At 71.7% G+C, this 16,316-nt stretch carries 12 protein-coding genes; 11 read left to right on the top strand and 1 reads right to left on the bottom strand.

From position 1 onward, the window contains the following. Positions 1-158: 158 nt before the first annotated feature. Positions 159-710: an HNH endonuclease gene (locus tag HNQ79_RS17735; RefSeq protein ID WP_185032108.1), complete on the bottom strand. Its 552-nt coding sequence runs from the start codon at positions 708-710 to the stop codon at positions 159-161. A gap of 237 nt (positions 711-947) precedes the next feature. Here HNQ79_RS17735 and HNQ79_RS17730 point away from each other — a divergent pair, with 237 nt between their 5' ends. From HNQ79_RS17730 to HNQ79_RS17680, 11 genes are all read left to right on the top strand, one after another. Continuing rightward, positions 948-2,078 (top strand): mechanosensitive ion channel family protein, encoded by a 1,131-nt coding sequence (locus HNQ79_RS17730; protein WP_185032106.1) that lies wholly within the window; start codon positions 948-950, stop codon positions 2,076-2,078. A 273-nt stretch (positions 2,079-2,351) separates the two neighbouring features. After that, the gene (locus tag HNQ79_RS17725; RefSeq protein WP_185032174.1) at positions 2,352-3,512 is read left to right on the top strand and encodes an ROK family transcriptional regulator; all 1,161 of its coding nucleotides are present in this window, start codon (positions 2,352-2,354) and stop codon (positions 3,510-3,512) included. Positions 3,513-3,605: 93 nt separating this feature from the next. Continuing rightward, a complete protein-coding gene (locus HNQ79_RS17720; protein ID WP_185032104.1) occupies positions 3,606-4,937 on the top strand; it encodes an ABC transporter substrate-binding protein in 1,332 nt (443 codons plus the stop codon). A 7-nt stretch (positions 4,938-4,944) separates the two neighbouring features. Continuing rightward, positions 4,945-5,886: a carbohydrate ABC transporter permease gene (locus HNQ79_RS17715; protein WP_185032102.1), complete on the top strand. Its 942-nt coding sequence runs from the start codon at positions 4,945-4,947 to the stop codon at positions 5,884-5,886. A 5-nt stretch (positions 5,887-5,891) separates the two neighbouring features. Further along, entirely contained in the window at positions 5,892-6,785 is an 894-nt protein-coding gene (locus HNQ79_RS17710) for a carbohydrate ABC transporter permease (RefSeq protein ID WP_185032100.1), read from the top strand. An 11-nt stretch (positions 6,786-6,796) separates the two neighbouring features. After that, on the top strand, positions 6,797-8,062 hold the full coding sequence (locus tag HNQ79_RS17705; RefSeq protein WP_185032098.1) for a 6-phospho-beta-glucosidase: 1,266 nt from the start codon (positions 6,797-6,799) through the stop codon (positions 8,060-8,062). Next, positions 8,059-9,051 (top strand): N-acetylglucosamine kinase, encoded by a 993-nt coding sequence (locus tag HNQ79_RS17700; protein WP_185032096.1) that lies wholly within the window; start codon positions 8,059-8,061, stop codon positions 9,049-9,051. Before HNQ79_RS17705 ends, HNQ79_RS17700 begins: the two co-directional genes overlap by 4 nt. A gap of 476 nt (positions 9,052-9,527) precedes the next feature. Then, positions 9,528-10,955: a GlnX family signal transduction membrane protein gene (locus HNQ79_RS17695; RefSeq protein ID WP_373312407.1), complete on the top strand. Its 1,428-nt coding sequence runs from the start codon at positions 9,528-9,530 to the stop codon at positions 10,953-10,955. A 53-nt stretch (positions 10,956-11,008) separates the two neighbouring features. Continuing rightward, positions 11,009-12,061 (top strand): glutamate ABC transporter substrate-binding protein, encoded by a 1,053-nt coding sequence (locus HNQ79_RS17690; protein WP_185032094.1) that lies wholly within the window; start codon positions 11,009-11,011, stop codon positions 12,059-12,061. A 102-nt stretch (positions 12,062-12,163) separates the two neighbouring features. After that, positions 12,164-13,513: a coiled-coil domain-containing protein gene (locus HNQ79_RS17685; RefSeq protein WP_185032092.1), complete on the top strand. Its 1,350-nt coding sequence runs from the start codon at positions 12,164-12,166 to the stop codon at positions 13,511-13,513. Next, a complete protein-coding gene (locus HNQ79_RS17680; protein ID WP_185032090.1) occupies positions 13,510-16,314 on the top strand; it encodes a serine/threonine-protein kinase in 2,805 nt (934 codons plus the stop codon). Before HNQ79_RS17685 ends, HNQ79_RS17680 begins: the two co-directional genes overlap by 4 nt. Positions 16,315-16,316 lie beyond the last annotated feature (2 nt).

Below are 16,316 nucleotides of genomic sequence, written 5' to 3'. Positions count from 1 at the left end.
TTGGTGGGGGGGCGGGGAGCCGCGGGGGCGCCCGGGGTGGGTGAGGGGCTGGGGGGGGTGGGGGCGCCGGGGGCCGCGGTGTCGGGGCGCGGGGGGGGGGGGGGGGGTCCCCCCCCCCCCCACCCCCACCGCCCTGCCTGAAGGACGAAGGCCCGGACTCAGGCGACTTCGCTGACCGCGGAGGTGCCGTCGATCCGGGCCAGGGCGTCGTCCGCGCCGAAGGGCTGCAGATACGGGAGCCAGCGCGGGTCCCGGTGCCCGGTCCCGATGATCCGCCAGGCCAGACCGGTCGGCGGGGCGGGCTGATGGCGCAGCCGCCAGCCGAGCTCCCTCAGGTGCCGGTCGGCCTTGGTGTGGTTGCAGCGGCGACAGGCCGCCACCACGTTCTCCCAGGCGTGCTGTCCGCCACGACTGCGCGGAATGACGTGGTCGACGCTGGTTGCGACGCCACCGCAGTACATACAGCGCCCGCCGTCCCTGGCGAAGAGCGCACGGCGGGTGAGCGGAACGGGCCCCCGGTAGGGGACCCGCACGAACCGTTTGAGCCGTACGACGCTGGGAGCGGGGACGACACGGGTCGCACTGTGCAGGAAAGCGCCGGACTCCTCCAGGCAGAGTGCCTTGTTCTCCAGGACGAGAACGAGCGCGCGGCGGAGCGGTACGACGCCGAGCGGCTCGTACGACGCGTTGAGGACCAGGACATGCGGCACGGATGCCTCCTTGGACGCCGGCGGCGCGTGGCTCGCGCCGGGACGATGCAGCACCAGTCTCCCCTCATGCCTGGTCGTGGCGCCACCACGTCCGGGTAACGGGCCACAAGTGTTGTCCACCACACGGGGGAACCGCCGCGCGTGGTGTCGCGGACCACAGGGTTGCGGGCCCGAAGTCAACGGGGCCCTGCCCGTTGCCCCGATAGTGTGGTGGGTCTGCCACACCGCAGGAATCGCATGGAGGTGCCCGAGGTGTCCTGGTCCGTCCTACCGCTCGCAGACCCGTCCCCCACCCCAGGCCCCGTCACCCTCGACGAGGCCGCAGAGCGGGCCGGCAACGCCGCGAGCTGGGTGGAGCAGAACTGGTCCACCTGGCTGAGCGTCGGCCTGCGCATCCTGCTGATCGTGGTGATCGCCGCCGTGCTGCGGACGGTGATCCGGCGCACGATCACCAAGCTGATAACGCACATGAACAACAGCGCCCAGGCGGTGGAGGGCACCGCCCTCGGCGGTCTGCTGGTGAACGCCGAGCGCCGCCGCCAGCGGTCGGAGGCGATCGGGTCCGTACTGCGCTCCGTGGCCTCGTTCCTGATCCTCGGCACGGCGGCGCTGATGGTGCTGGGTGCGCTGAACATCAACCTGGCGCCGCTGCTCGCGAGCGCCGGTGTGGCGGGCGTGGCGCTCGGTTTCGGCGCCCGCAACCTGGTCACCGACTTCCTCTCGGGCGTCTTCATGATTCTGGAGGACCAGTACGGCGTCGGCGACACCATCGACGCGGGCGTCGCCTCCGGCGAGGTCATAGAAGTCGGGCTGCGGGTCACCAAACTGCGCGGGGACAACGGCGCGATCTGGTACGTCCGCAACGGCGAGGTGAAGCGGATCGGCAACCTCAGCCAGGGCTGGGCCACCGCGGGCGTCGACGTCCAGGTCCTTCCGAGCGAGGACCTGGACAACATCCGGGCCGTGCTGTCCGAGGTCGCCGAGGACATGGCGAAGGCCGAGCCGTGGAACGAGCGGCTCTGGGGCCCGATCGAGGTTCTCGGCCTGGATTCGGTACTGCTGGAATCCATGATCGTGCGGGTGTCCGCGAAGACCATGCCGGGCAAGGCGCTCGGGGTGGAGCGCGAACTGCGCTGGCGGATCAAGCAGGCCTTCGACCGGGCGGGCATCCGGATCGTCGGCGGCCCGGCACTGCTGGTCGAGGAGGCGGCGGCGGACCCGTCGGCGGGGGTGGCCGCGCCGTCCGCGCTGGCCAGTCCCACGTCACCGCAGGCGCTGGCATCGGCGCCGATCCCGCCCGCCGGCCCGACGCCCGGCTCCGGTCCCGCGGCTCCCGCGCCAGGAGCTCCGCCGCTCAACAAGCCCTGACGGACCGGCGGACGCCCCGCCCGCCCCTTATGGGAACACCTCCCTTTTTGGGAACACCTCCTTCCACGCCCCCGCAGGTAACGCTTTGGTTGCCTCGGGGGCGCTTCCCATTGACGCCCCCTTCGCCTGCCCTTACGTTCCTCCCATCCGAATAGGAAACTTTCCTAACAGCGTCTGACCGCGAGGTCGGGAGAGCGGACCGCCGAAAGGGCAGGTGACACCGTCGTGGCCGTAACGCCGGGCACACCGGGTACTCCACGCGTGCTGCGCGCGATGAACGACCGCGCGGCGCTGGACCTGCTGCTGGCGCACGGGCCGCTGTCGCGGACCAGGATCGGAAAGCTCACCGGGCTCTCCAAGCCGACCGCCTCCCAGCTCCTGGCCCGGCTCGAAGCAGCCGGCCTCGTCGTCGCCACCGGCACCACCGAGGGCCGTCCGGGCCCCAGCGCGCAGCTGTACGCGGTGAACGCGGGCGCCGCGCACGTCGCCGCGCTGGACGTCGCCCCGGACCGGATCCGTGCCGCCGTCGCCGACCTCGCGGGCACCACCGCCGGGAGCTTCGAGCTGCCCACGCCGGGCCGCTCGTCCACCGGTGTCGTACGTCAGGTGACGCAGGCGATCGACGGCGCCGCGAAGGACGCCGGTCTCGTACGGGGCGATCTGCACCGGGTCGTGATCGGCACCCCCGGCGCCTTCGACCCGAACACCGGCCGGCTGCGGTACGCCTCGCACCTGCCCGGCTGGCACTCCCCCGCCCTGCTCGACGAACTGGCCGCGGCGCTGCCGATGCCGATGGAGTACGAGAACGACGTGAACCTGGCGGCGGTCGCCGAGCAGCGGCTCGGCGCGGCACGCGGCCACGAGGACTTCGTGCTGCTGTGGGCGGAGGGCGGACTCGGCGCGGCCCTCGTCCTCGGCGGGCGGCTGCACCGGGGCTGGACCGGCGGCGCGGGCGAGGTGGGCTTCCTGCCGGTGCCGGGAGCGCCGCTGATCCGGCGGGTGGCGCAGGCCAACGGGGGCGGGTTCCAGGAGCTGGCGGGCGCGGTCGCCGTGCCGCGGATCGCCCGGCAGCTCGGTTACGACACTCCCGAGCAGCCGGCAGTGGAGGTGGCCACCGGCCTACTGGCGCGCGCCGCCGCAGGAGAGCCAGGACTGGAGGGGCTCCTGCCGGAGTACGCGCAGCGGCTGGCGACCGGACTGGCCTCGGTGGTCGCCGTGCTCGACCCCGAACTGATCGTACTGTCCGGAATGGTGGCCGCCGCGGGCGGCGAACCGCTGCGGGCCCTCGTCCAGGCGGAGCTGGCCGAACTGGCCGCGCCCCGCCCCCGTCTCGTGATCGGCGAGATCCAGCAGTCCCCGGTGCTCAGGGGCGCGTTGCAGAGCGCGCTGGAAGCCACCCGCGACGAAGTGTTCGACACGACGTCGACCGGCTAGCCAGCGCCCCCCGGCCGCCGGCCGGCCCCGGCCCCGTACGACCTGCTTCCCCCACCCCGCAATCCCCCTTGCCCTGCCCCTGGGAGTTTCGTCATGCGCAGAAACCTTCTCCTGTCCGCCGCCGTGCTCGTCGCCTCGATATCGGTCACCGCCACCGCCTGTACCGGCTCCGCCGGGAACACCGCCAAGGACGACCCGAACGCGAGGACCACGATCAACTTCTGGCACGGCTGGAACGCCCCGAAGGAGGTCAGGGGAATCGAGGAGAACGTCGCCCGGTTCGAGCAGGCCCACCCGCACATCAAGGTCAACGTCATCGGCAACATCAACGACGACAAACTGAACCAGGCGCTGCGCAGCGGCGGCTCCAAGGGCCCGGACGTCGTGTCGTCGTTCACGACGTCCAACATCGGCAAGTTCTGCTCCTCGGGCGCCTTCGCGGACCTGAAACCGTTCATCGAGAAGTCGAAGCTGGACCTGGAGAAGACTTTCCCGAAGGTCATGCTCGACTACACACAGTTCGACGGGAAGCGGTGCGCACTGCCGCTGCTGGCCGACGCGTACGGGCTCTACTACAACAAGGACGCCTTCGAGAAGGCGGGCATCACCGAGCCGCCGCAGACCTACAGCGAACTGTCCGCCGTCGCGAAGAAGTTGACGAAACCCAAGGGCGACGGTTTCGAGCAGCTGGGCTTCATGCCCGCCTACCACGGTTACGAGACGACGACCGAGCACTACCTGGGCTCGTGGGGGCCGGAGTACTTCGACAAGGACGGCAAGTCCAACATCGCCAAGGACCCGGCCTTCGCGGACATGCTGACCACGCAGAAGAAACTCGTCGACGACCTCGGCGGAATCAAGAAACTGGACAGGTTCCGCAACACCTTTGGCGACGAGTTCGGCCCCCAGCACCCCTTCCACACCGGTCAGGTCGCCATGCAGCTCGACGGGGAGTGGCGGCTGGGGATGGCGACGGACGCCAAGGTGCCGTTCAAGATCGGTGTCGCCCCGATGCCGGTGCCCGACAGCCGGAAGGACACGTACGGCAGGGGCTTTCTGTCGGGCACGGTGATGGGCATCGCCCCGCAGAGCAAGAAGCAGAACGCCGCGTGGGAGCTCATCGAGTTCATGACGACCGACACCAAGGCGGTCGTCGCGTTCTCCAACGCGATCAACAACGTGCCGTCGACCTTCGAGGCGCTGAAGTCCCCCGACCTGAAGGGCCCCGAGGGCTTCCGGACGTTCCACGAGATCGCCCAGCACCCCCGGTCCAACAGCCCCGCCGGTGCGGTCAACGGGGCCGCGCACCTCAACTCCCTCCAGGAGTTCGGTTACCAGTACGAGAAGGGCGCCGTGAAGGACCTGAAGGCGGGGCTGGAGAAGCTGGCCGAGCAGATCGACACAGACATCGCGAAGGCGAAGTAGCTCCGCGATGACCACTCACACTCTCCGTGCGAAGCGCACCCGCGGTGCGCTTCGCACGGCAGCCTTCATGTCGCCCTGGCTGATCGGTTTCTCGGTCTTCTTCGCGTACCCGCTGATCTCCACCGTGTATTTCTCCTTCATGAAGTACGACGGTTTCGGCGCCCCGGTATTCAACGGCCTCGACAACTGGACGTACGTCTTCACGGACTACCCGAACTTCTGGCCCGCGATGAGGAACACCCTCTGGCTGGTCGTCGTGATGGTGATCTGCCGCGTCGCCTTCGGCCTCGGCATCGGCCTGCTGATCACGAAGATCAAATCGGGGACGGGTGTCTTCCGCACCCTTTTCTATCTGCCCTACCTCGCTCCGCCGGTGGCGGCCACCCTCGGTTTCGTCTTCCTGCTCAATCCGGGCACGGGCCCGGTCAACGAGATCCTGGGCTCCCTGGGGCTGCCCACCCCGGACTGGTTCACCGACCCGGCGACCTCGAAGCCGGCGCTGACGATCCTCGCCGTGTGGGGCATCGGCGACCTCATGGTCATCTTCATGGCCGCGCTGCTCGACGTACCGAAGGAACAGTACGAGGCGGCGGAGCTGGACGGGGCGTCGTCCTGGCAGCGGTTCCGCTTCGTGACGCTGCCGAACATCTCGCCCATCGTGCTGTTCGCGGTGGTCACCGGGGTCATCCAGGCGATGCAGTACTACACCCAGCCCCTGGTGGCGGGGAAGGTCGCTTCGGGCGTCATCGGCAACTCGGGCCAGCCGTTCGAGCCCGGCTTCCCGGACAAGTCGACCCTGACTCTGCCCCAGCTCGTCTACAACCTCGGCTTCCAGCGGTTCGACTACGGCTCCGCCGCGGTCACCGCACTCGTCCTGTTCGTCCTGGCGATGGCCTTCACGGCCCTGCTGATGCGACGGCGCGGCGGCCTCCTCCAGGCAGGTGACTGATTCCCATGTCCACCACGACTCTTGAGCGTCCGCTCCGTACGGAGACCCCCACTCCGGCCCGCCGCACCGCCCGCCGCAGAGCCACACTCCACTGGATCGGTGTGCACTCCCTGGGGACAGCGGCAGCCCTCTTCTTCGTGCTGCCGTTCGTCTTCCTGCTGCTCACCTCGTTGATGAGCGACCGTCAGGCGCTCACCAGCGACCTGGTGCCGCACACCTGGGAGTGGGGCAACTACGTCAAGGTCTTCCGGACGCCGGGCTTCCTCGGCTGGTGGCGGAACAGCCTGATGTACGCGGGCCTGGGCACCGTACTGACCGTGCTGTCGTCGGTACCGGTGGCGTACGCACTCGCCAAGTTCCGCTTCCGGGGCCGGAACCTGTCGCTGCTGCTGGTCATCTCGATGATGATGCTGCCGCCGCAGGTCGTCATCATCCCGATGTACCTGTTCTGGTCGAAGCAGCTGGACCTCACCGGCACCCTGTGGCCGCTGATCATCCCGCTCGCGTTCGGCGACGCGTTCTCCATCTTCCTGCTGCGGCAGTTCCTGCTGACGATCCCCGACGAGTACCTGGACGCGGCGAAGGTGGACGGCTGCGGCGACTTCCGTACGCTGATCCGCATCGTGCTGCCGATGGCCAGGCCCGGCATCGCGGCGATCGCCCTGTTCCAGTTCTTCGCCCTGTGGAACGACTACTTCGGTCCGCAGATCTACGCGTCGGAGAACCCGGCCGCCTGGACCCTGAGTTACGGACTTGAGTCCTTCAAGGGCGCGCACCAGACCAACTGGAACCTGACCATGGCCGCGACCGTACTGGTCATGGCCCCTGTGATCCTCGTCTTCTTCTTCGCCCAGAAGGCGTTCGTCGAGGGTGTCACGCTGACCGGAGTGAAGGGCTAGGTCACCAATTCATGAAGCTCGCAGTAGTCGGTGGAGGTTCCACCTACACCCCCGAGTTGATCGACGGCTTCGCCCGGCTGCGGGACACCCTGCCGGTCACCGAACTCGTCCTGATCGACCCGGCGGCCGACCGGCTGGAACTGGTCGGCGGTCTCGCCCGGCGCATCTTCGCCAAGCAGGGCCACCCGGGCACGATCACCACCACCTCCGACCTGGACGCGGGCGTCACCGGTGCCGACGCGGTGCTGCTCCAGCTCCGGGTCGGCGGCCAGGCGGCCCGCCGGCAGGACGAGACGTGGCCGCTGGAGTGCGGCTGCGTCGGCCAGGAGACGACCGGCGCGGGCGGTCTCGCCAAGGCGCTGCGCACGGTCCCCGTCGTCCTGGACATCGCCGGACGCGTCCGCCGCACCAGCCCCGACGCGTGGATCATCGACTTCACCAACCCCGTCGGCATCGTCACCCGCGCCCTGCTCCAGGCCGGCCACAAGGCGGTGGGACTGTGCAACGTGGCCATCGGCTTCCAGCGGAAGTTCGCGAAACTGCTCGACGTCGCCCCGGCCGAGGTCCACCTCGACCACGTCGGCCTCAACCACCTCACCTGGGAGCTGGGCGTACGTCTCGGCGGCCCGGCCGGAGAGGACCTGCTGCCCCGGCTGATCGCCGAGCACGGCGACGCCATCGCCGCCGATCTGCACATGCCGCGCGCGGTCGTGGACCGCCTCGGCGTGGTCCCCTCGTACTACCTGCGGTACTTCTACCAGCACGACGAGGTCGTACGGGAACTCGGCAGCAAGCCGTCCCGCGCCGCCGAGGTCGCCGCGATGGAGAAGGAACTGCTGGCGCTGTACGGCGACCCCGCGCTCGACGAGAAGCCCGAGCTGCTCGCCGGGCGCGGCGGCGCGTTCTACTCGGAGGCGGCCGTCGACCTGGCGTCCTCGCTGCTGGGTGGCGGCGGTTCCGGGGTGCAGGTCGTCAATACGTACAACAACGGCACGCTCCCCTTCCTCCCGGACGACGCCGTCATCGAGACGCAGGCGCGCGTCGACGCCAGTGGCGCGACACCTCTCGCGGTGCCCGCACTCGACCCGATGTACGCGGGGCTCGTCTCCCACGTCACCGCGTACGAGAACCTCGCGCTCGAAGCGGCCCTGCACGGCGGACGCGAGCGCGTCTTCAAGGCGCTCCTCGCGCACCCGCTGGTCGGACAGTTCGAGTACGCCGAGGCGCTCACGGACAAACTGCTCGCGCACAACCGGGAGCACCTGGCGTGGGCATGAGCACTGCCGCCGACGGCCCGGCCGGCGAGCGGGGCTCGGTCCTCGCCGTCGACGCGGGCAACAGCAAGACGGACGTCGCCGTCGTCGGCGCGGACGGAACGGTTCTGGGCACGGGCCGGGGAGGCGGCTTCCAGCCGCCGCTGGTGGGCGTGCGGGCGGCCGTCGACGTCCTCGCGGACGCGGTCGAACGGGCCATGCGGGCGGCCGGGGTCTCCGGGGTCGACCACGTCTCGGCGTGCCTGGCCAACGCCGACCTCCCCGTCGAGGAGCGGGAGCTGGCCCAGGCGGTGCAGGCGCGCGGCTGGGGCCGCACCACCGAGGTCCGCAACGACACCTTCGCCGTCCTGCGTGCCGGAGTGGACGAGCCGCGCGGGGTCGCGGTGGTGTGCGGGGCGGGCATCAACTGCGTCGGCATGCTGCCCGACGGACGCACCGCCCGCTTCCCCGCCATCGGCAAGCTCTCCGGCGACTGGGGCGGCGGAGGTGGCCTCGCGGACGAGGCGCTGTGGTTCGCGGCACGGGCGGAGGACGGGCGCGGGGCGCCCACCGCGCTCGCGCGCGTGCTGCCCGCGCACTTCGGACTCGACTCGATGTACGCCCTCATCGAGGCACTGCACCTGGGGCGCATCCCCGCGGTGCGGCAGCACGAGGTCGCGCCGCTGGTGTTCGCGGTGAGCGCGGAGGGCGATCCGGTCGCCCGGTCGCTGGTGCACCGGCTGGCGGACGAGGTGGTCGCGATGGCTTCGGTGGCGCTGGGGCGCCTGGACCTCCTGACGGAGGAGGCGCCGGTGCTGCTCGGCGGGAGCGTGCTCGCGGCCCGTCACCCGGAGTTGGACGACCGCATCCGCGCCCTGCTCGCCGAGCGGGCACCGAAGGCGGTCGTACGGGTGGTGACGGCGGCGCCGGTGCTGGGGGCGGCGCTGCTGGGGCTGGACCGGGTGGGGGCGCGGGGGGAGGCGGGGCGGAGGTTGCGGGGGCAGTACGGGTAGGGGGTGGACGGGGGGCGGCGGGGCTTGGGGGTACGGCGGGGGCGGGGCGCACGGCCGGGCGGCGTACGGGGGGTGGGGCGTACGGGGGATGCGGGGCGTACGGCGGGAGGGTGCACCTCCGGTGGGGGCCGCCCCCTTGCCCGCCCGTTCCGCCCCCGGGGGGCGGCCCCGCCGCCCAAAGGGGCGGGCGTAGAGGCGGGCGGCCCCGCCGCGCAAGGGAGCTACCGGGGGCAGCAAGAAGGCGACGTGGGTGATCGTTGGGTTTTTGTGGTCCGGGGTCTGTCTGCCGCATAGGATTCGGCCACGAAGTGGCATGTCCCTGGCGCGAGTTGGGCATCGCACCGGTCCCCGGCCGGCCGGGGCGCCGATCGCCGCCGGGCCCGGTGCGGGAACCAAGCGGATCTCTCCGACGTTTTCATGGGGAGGGGAGCCCGCCGGGAGACGGGCCAGCCGTCCACGACCGAGGGGGAGGTCACGTGGCACACCCGCCGACGAGCGGCCCAGGGGGCACGGCCGTGGCGCCCGCGCCGACACCCGCCGTGCCCGCGCCCACGGGCTCCGGCGCCGTGGCGTCCGGGCCGCAGCAACCGCCTCCCGCCCGCACCACCGCCTGGGCCGAGGGCAGGGACCGGCTGCGTGCCGGTGCCACGACCGAGCCCGGCCGGCTGCGGATCATCGGGGCCGCGCTGGCGCTGCTGGTGCTCGCGTTCGGCGCGGTGACCGCCTGGCAGGTGTCCGACCGGGCCGCCGCCGCCGACGACGTGGTGACCCGCAGCCAGCCGCTGTCGGCCGACGCCGCGAACATCTACCGCTCCCTCGCCGACGCCGACACTTCCGCCGCGAGCGGTTTCCTCGCGGGCGCCCAGGAGCCCCGCGCGGTCACCGAACGGTACGAGAAGGACATCGCGGAGGCGTCCCGCCTGCTGGTCAAGGCCGCCGCGAACACGTCGAGCGTGAGCGCGTCGGGCCAGGAGATAGCCAAGCTCAACCAGCAGCTCCCCCGGTACACCGGGCTGATCGAGCGCGCCCGCGCCAACAACCGGCAGGGCCTCCCGCTCGGCGGCGCCTACCTGCGGTACGCCAACGAGCAGATGACCACCCACCTGCTGCCCGCCGCGAAGAAGCTCTACGACGAGGAGACGGCCCGCCTCTACCGCGACTACGACGAGGCGAGCTCCTGGCCGTACGTCGCCCTGGGCCTGGGCGTGCTCGCGCTCGGCGGTCTCGGCTGGGCGCAGCACCGCAACTACCGGCGTACGAACCGGGTGTTCAACCAGGGCATGCTGGCCGCTTCGGTCGCCTCCCTGGCCGTCCTGCTGTGGCTGACCGTGGGGCACGCGGTCGCCGCGTCGGGCCTGGACGACTCCCGGGCGCACGGGCAGGAGTCCCTGAAGGTCCTCAACGACGCCCGGATCAGTTCCCTCCAGGCCCGCGCCAACGAGAACCTGACCCTGGTGTCGCGGGGCGCGGTGACCACCGCGGACGGCAAGGACAAGTACGAGAGCGACTACCGGAGCGGGATGGCCGCCCTGGAGCGGCAGTTGTCCGACGCCCGGCGGCTCGCCGACGACGTCGGCGGCAGCACCCCTGTAAGTCGGGCGCTGGAAGGCGTCAAGACGTGGAAGGGGTGGCACGCGAAGGCGCGCACGGCCGACGACGGCGGCGACTACGACGAGGCGCTGACGCGGATCACCAGTGCGAAGGACTCGTCCGGTGAGGCGTTCGGGCACGTCGACGACGCCCTGGAGAGGGCCGTGAGCTGGGAGCAGCGGGAGTTCACGGAGGCCGCCGAGGGCGGCAGGAGCGCGCTGTCCGGTCTGGCCGTCGGGGCGGGCGTGCTGGCGGTGCTCGCCGCCGGGGCGGCCGTCGTCGGCATCGGTCGCAGGCTTTCGGAGTACAGGTGATGAGGGAGCGCGGCGCACACGAGGCGCAGGACCGATCGTCCGGAGGGAGCGCGATGAGGAAGACCTGGACGGGCACGTCCGGTACGGGGCGGACCCGTGGGGCTCCCGCGACCGGATCGGCCCGCACCCTGCGGGGCGGCTGGCGGTCGGGGGTGGTGGCGCTGGCCGCCGCCTGTGCGCTGACGGCGGGCGTGGCGGTACTGCCGTTGCCCGACACCGACGGCTACCGCGCGGACACCGTGTCCGCGCCGGGCAGCGGCACCCTGGCCGGACTGTCCGGCAAGGCGGAGGAGTGCGAGAACCCGGAGGCGAGCCTGCGGCCGTCCGGTGCGGACGGTCCGTCGGTCGCGGAGATCAAGAAGCGGGGCAAGCTCGTCGCGGGCGTGGACCAGAACAGCTTCCGCTGGGGGTACCGCAATCCCGCCACCGGCACCCTCGAAGGCTTCGACATCGATCTGGTGAAGGCCATCGCCAAGGAGATACTCGGCGACGAGAACAAGGTCGTCTACCGCGCGATACCGACCAGTCAGCGCATACCCGCGCTGAAGAGCGGTCTGGTCGACATCGTGGCGCGGACCATGACGGTGAACTGCTCCCGCATCAAGGACGTCGCTTTCTCGCACGCGTACTTCCAGGCGGGACAGCAGGTGCTGGCCCCGGTGGACTCGCCGATCAAGGGGTACGACGACACCCTCAGGGGCCGGCGGGTCTGCACCGCGAAGGGCTCCACCGCCAACGAGGCGCTGAAGGAGGAGTCGTTCGGCGCGGTCTTCGACAAGCCGGAGTTCACGGTGGCCAATCAGCTGGACTGCCTGGTGCGGCTGCAGCTCGGCCAGGTGGACGCGATCGTCACGGACAACGCGCTCGCGGCGGGCCAGGCGGCGCAGGACCCGGCGATCCAGGTGAAGGGCAAGCCGTTCACGACGGAGTACTACGGGGTGGCGACCAAGCTGGGCAACGACGACCTGGTGCGGCGGATCAACAAGGTCCTCGCCGCGTACAGCCAGGGCGGCCCCCGGAGCCCGTGGATGACCTCGTACAGCCGCTGGCTGGAGGAGGACCTCCCGGACCTCACGGGCCCACCGGCGCCGAAGTTCCGCGACTGACCCCCGACCGCCCCTGCGCGCAACGCCGCGCACCGCGCACCACACAGGCAGCACCCACCCACAGGACGACAGCAGTCGACGGCAGAAGCGGAGAGGTGATCGATGGGCGTCGCGGGATCCTCCCCCGGCTCGGCGGGGAGCCCCCCTGGTCCGGTTCTCGACCGGGACCAGGCGGACCGCGCGCTGGCGCGGCTCGGCGCCGAGCACGAGGCGGTCGAGTCGTCGCTGCTCGCCCTCCAGGACCACGCGGGACGGCGTCTCCTGGAGGGGGCGGCGCTGACCGGTGTCACCAAGGACCGGTGGGCGTCCGCCGAGCAGTCCATCGCCCTGCTGTGGACGTACTTCGACGCGTACACCGCGGCGCTGCACACGGCCCGGGAGGTACGGGCGCGGCGGCGGTGGCCCAGCCGGGAGGACCTGGTGGAGCTGACCGAGATCCTCCGGGGCAGGGGCGTCACCGTGTCCGGCGGGGCGCACGCGCACGGGGCCCCGTCCTCGATCACCGGCCCCGCGAAGCTCTCAGAGCACTTCTCGCTCGCCGAGCTGGTGGCCCGGATGAACGAGTTGTACGCGTCCTCGCTCGACATGGTGGTGACGGCGGACGCGGTGTGGTCGGCGCTGCCCGCCCGGATAGACCTTCTGGCCGCGGAGCTGCACCGCACCCGTTCCCTCGCGCACTCCGTCGGTGTGCGTCCGGGCGAGCACCCGGCGGGCGACGACCTGGAGTCGATCACGCACGAGCTGGCGACGCTGCGCGAGCAGGTGGTGTCGGACCCGCTGGCCTTCTGGCGTGCCGCGCCGGGCAGTTCGGCTCCCGGCGGCGGCCGTCCCGACACGGACCGCTACGACCGGGCGGCGCGCGCGCTGGAGGACGTGCGGCGCGAGATCGACGCGGTGCTCACGGTGCGCCAGGACGCCGAGCAGCGCCTGGTGAGGCTGCGTGACGTCCTCTCGCGGGCGGACCGCACGCTGACCGAGGCGCGGTCCGCGCGCGGCGAGGTCCTCGCGAAGATCGCCGCGTCCGAGGTGCCCGCGGTGAGCGGGCCGCCAACGGCCCTGCAGGAGCTTCTGGCCGCGGCGGCCGAGCATCGCCGGCACGCCCGCTGGCACCGGCTGTCCCCGCTGCTGGAGTCGCTGGAGCGGGACGCCGAGGACGAACTGATGCGGGCCAGGGAGTCGCTGACCGCCGTCACCGCGCCGCTGGCGGTGCGCGCCGAGCTGCGGGGCAGGCTGGACGCGTACAAGGCGAAGGTGGCCCGGCACGGCCTGGCCGAGGACCCGCAGCTCGTCGAGCGGTACGACGCGGCCCGCCGGATGCTGTGGAGCGCCCCGTGCGACCTGCGCGTCGCCGAGCAGGCGGTGCTGCGCTACCAGGAGTTGGCCCGGGAGGTCCTGAACGCACGTCCGTCCGGCGCCCCACCCAGCGACCGCACCTACGGGGGTAATTCATGAGCACGGCCTGTCAGCGCCCCGGTTGTGGGGGCTCCTACGAGGACATGGGCGGCGGGGAGATGTACTGCGACACGTGCGGGCTCGCGCCCGTGGTGTCGCCGAACGGTCTGATCGTCGCGCCCGCGACCGGTGTCACGGGTGGCGGGCAGGCCTCCGCGAGGGGCTCCGGCGGCTCGCGCAGCAGCTCCGTGCAGAGCAGTTCACGCGCGTCCTCGCAGGCGTCCCGTTCCTCGCGCTCGGCGACCTCCCGGCGTTCCGTGTCGGGGCGGCTGTCGCGTGCGCTGTCCGGGTCGACGGCGTCGCGTTCGGTGTCGGTGCGGTCCTCCGGCAAGTCGACGGCCGCTTCCGGACGCAACCGGCTCGGTGCGGGTCTGGTCGCCGTGCCCGAGGTGCCGCGCCCCGATCCGCGTACGGCGGTCATGGCGAACCCGGAGGTGCCGGAGCGCAAGCGGTTCTGTTCGCGCTCCGAGTGCGGGGCGCCGGTGGGCCGCTCCCGCGGGACCAAGACGGGGCGTACGGAGGGCTTCTGCACGAAGTGCGGCAACCCGTACTCCTTCGTGCCGAAGCTGAGCCGGGGCGACGTGGTGCACGGCCAGTACGAGGTGGTGGGCTGTCTGGCGCACGGTGGTCTCGGCTGGGTCTATCTCGCCGTCGACAAGGCGGTCTCCGACCGCTGGGTGGTCCTCAAGGGCCTCCTGGACACCGGCGACCAGGACGCGATGGCCGCCGCGATCTCCGAGCGGCGCTTCCTCGCCGAGATCGAACACTCCAACATTGTCCGGATCTACAACTTCGTCGAGCACCTGGACACCCGCACCGGCTCCATGGACGGCTACATCGTCATGGAGTACGTGGGCGGCAAGTCGCTCAAGGAGATCGCCAACGAGCGCCGGGACTCCGGCGGCAAGCGCGACCCGCTGCCGGTGGAGCAGGCCTGCGCGTACGGCATCGAGGCCCTGGAGGCCCTCGGTCACCTGCACAGCAGGAACCTTCTGTACTGCGACTTCAAGGTCGACAACGCGATCCAGCAGCAGGACCAGCTGAAGCTGATCGACATGGGTGCGGTCCGCCGCATGGACGACGACGAGTCGGCGATCTACGGCACGGTCGGCTACCAGGCCCCCGAGGTGGCGGAGGCCGGCCCCTCGGTCGCCTCCGACCTGTACACGGTGGCGCGCACGCTGGCCGTCCTCACCTTCGACTTCCAGGGGTACACGAACGTCTTCGTGGATTCCCTGCCGGACCCGGACAACATTCCGGTCTTCCACAAGTACGAGTCCTTCTACCGCCTTCTGGTCCGGGCCACCGATCCCGACCCGGCCCGCCGGTTCGCGTCCGCGCCGGAGATGGCGGACCAGCTGACGGGGGTGCTGCGGGAGGTCGTGGCGCTCCAGACGGGGCGGCCGAGGCCGTCGCTGTCGACGCTGTTCGGGCCGGAGCTGAGGGTCACCGACACGGGTCTCTTCGCCGAGCTGACGGGATCGGTCTCGCAGCTGGGGATACGGTCGCTGCCCGCGTCCCGCAGGGAGCGGCGCAGGAGCGGGGCGGGCCCCCGGATTCCCGCTCAGGCCCAGTCCCCCGTGTCCGCCCCCGGACAGCCCGTGCACGCACCTGCCCCGGGCGCCCCCGCGTACCCGTCGCAGGGCGCGCTTCAGCCGGGCGCCGGTCAGGGCGCGACAGCCGTCGCGTACGCCCCGGCGCGGGGAGCCCACCGGACGCCCCCCATCCCGGGCGCCCCGCCCGCACCCGCGGGCATGCCTCCGGTCGCTCCCGGGGCGCACGGGGCGGCGGGGCCCGTCGGCGCCGTCGGTCCGGTCGGGGTGGTGGGCACCACCGGTACGCCGCCGTCCGTGGTCCCGGAGAACGCCACCACGTACCTCAGACCCCTGGAGGCCAAAACCACCTCCCTCGCGCTGCCCGTGCCGCGCGTCGATCCGAACGACCCGAACGCGGGGTTCCTCGCGGGCCTGATGGCGTCCGCCCCCACCGAACTGATCTCCGCGTTGCGGTCCGCGCCCTCCGATTCCGTGGAGCGGCGGCTCCGTGAGCTGCGGGCCCGCCTGGAGATGGGTGAAATGCCCACCGCGGCGGAGTCGTTGGCGGAACTGGAGGCCGGGTATCCGGACGACTGGCGGGTGGTCTGGTACCGGGGCGTCGCCTCGCTGGCGGCCGGGGACAACGAGACGGCCGCGCTGTCCTTCGACGCGATCTACGACGCGTTCCCGGGAGAGGCGGCGCCCAAGCTGGCGCTCGCGGTGTGCGCGGAGGTGCTCGGTCAGCTCGACAACGCGGCCGAGTACTACCACTTGGTGTGGACGACCGATCCCAGTTACGTGAGTGCCGCTTTCGGCCTCGCGCGCGTGCAGCTGGCGGCCGGGGACAGGGCGGGCGCCGTACGGACGCTGGAGTCGGTTCCGGAGGCGTCGATCCACTACACGGCGGCACGGGTCGCCGCCGTACGGGCGAGGCTGCGGCGGCGCGCCGCCGAGGAGCCGCTGATGGACGATCTACTGGCGTCCGCGGCGCAGGTGGAGGCCCTCGCGGGCTTCGGTCTGGACGCCGTGCGCCGGGAACAGCTGGCCACCGAGGTGCTGGGCACAGCCCTGGACTGGGTACTCTCCGGTGGGCACGGGGCCCGCCCCGTGCAGACCGCGCTGCTCGGCTGTCAGCTCGACGAGCGGGGCCTGCGCCTGGGCCTGGAACGCTCGTACCGGGTGCTGGCACGGCTCGCGCAGCGCGGCGACGAGAGGATCGAACTGGTGGAGCGGGCCAACCGTCTCCGCCCCCGGACTTGGGTGTGATG

It is taken from the genome of Streptomyces candidus (genome assembly GCF_014207445.1).
Taxonomy (GTDB): domain Bacteria; phylum Actinomycetota; class Actinomycetes; order Streptomycetales; family Streptomycetaceae; genus Streptomyces; species Streptomyces candidus.
This window is presented reverse-complemented; position numbering and strand designations above follow the sequence as displayed.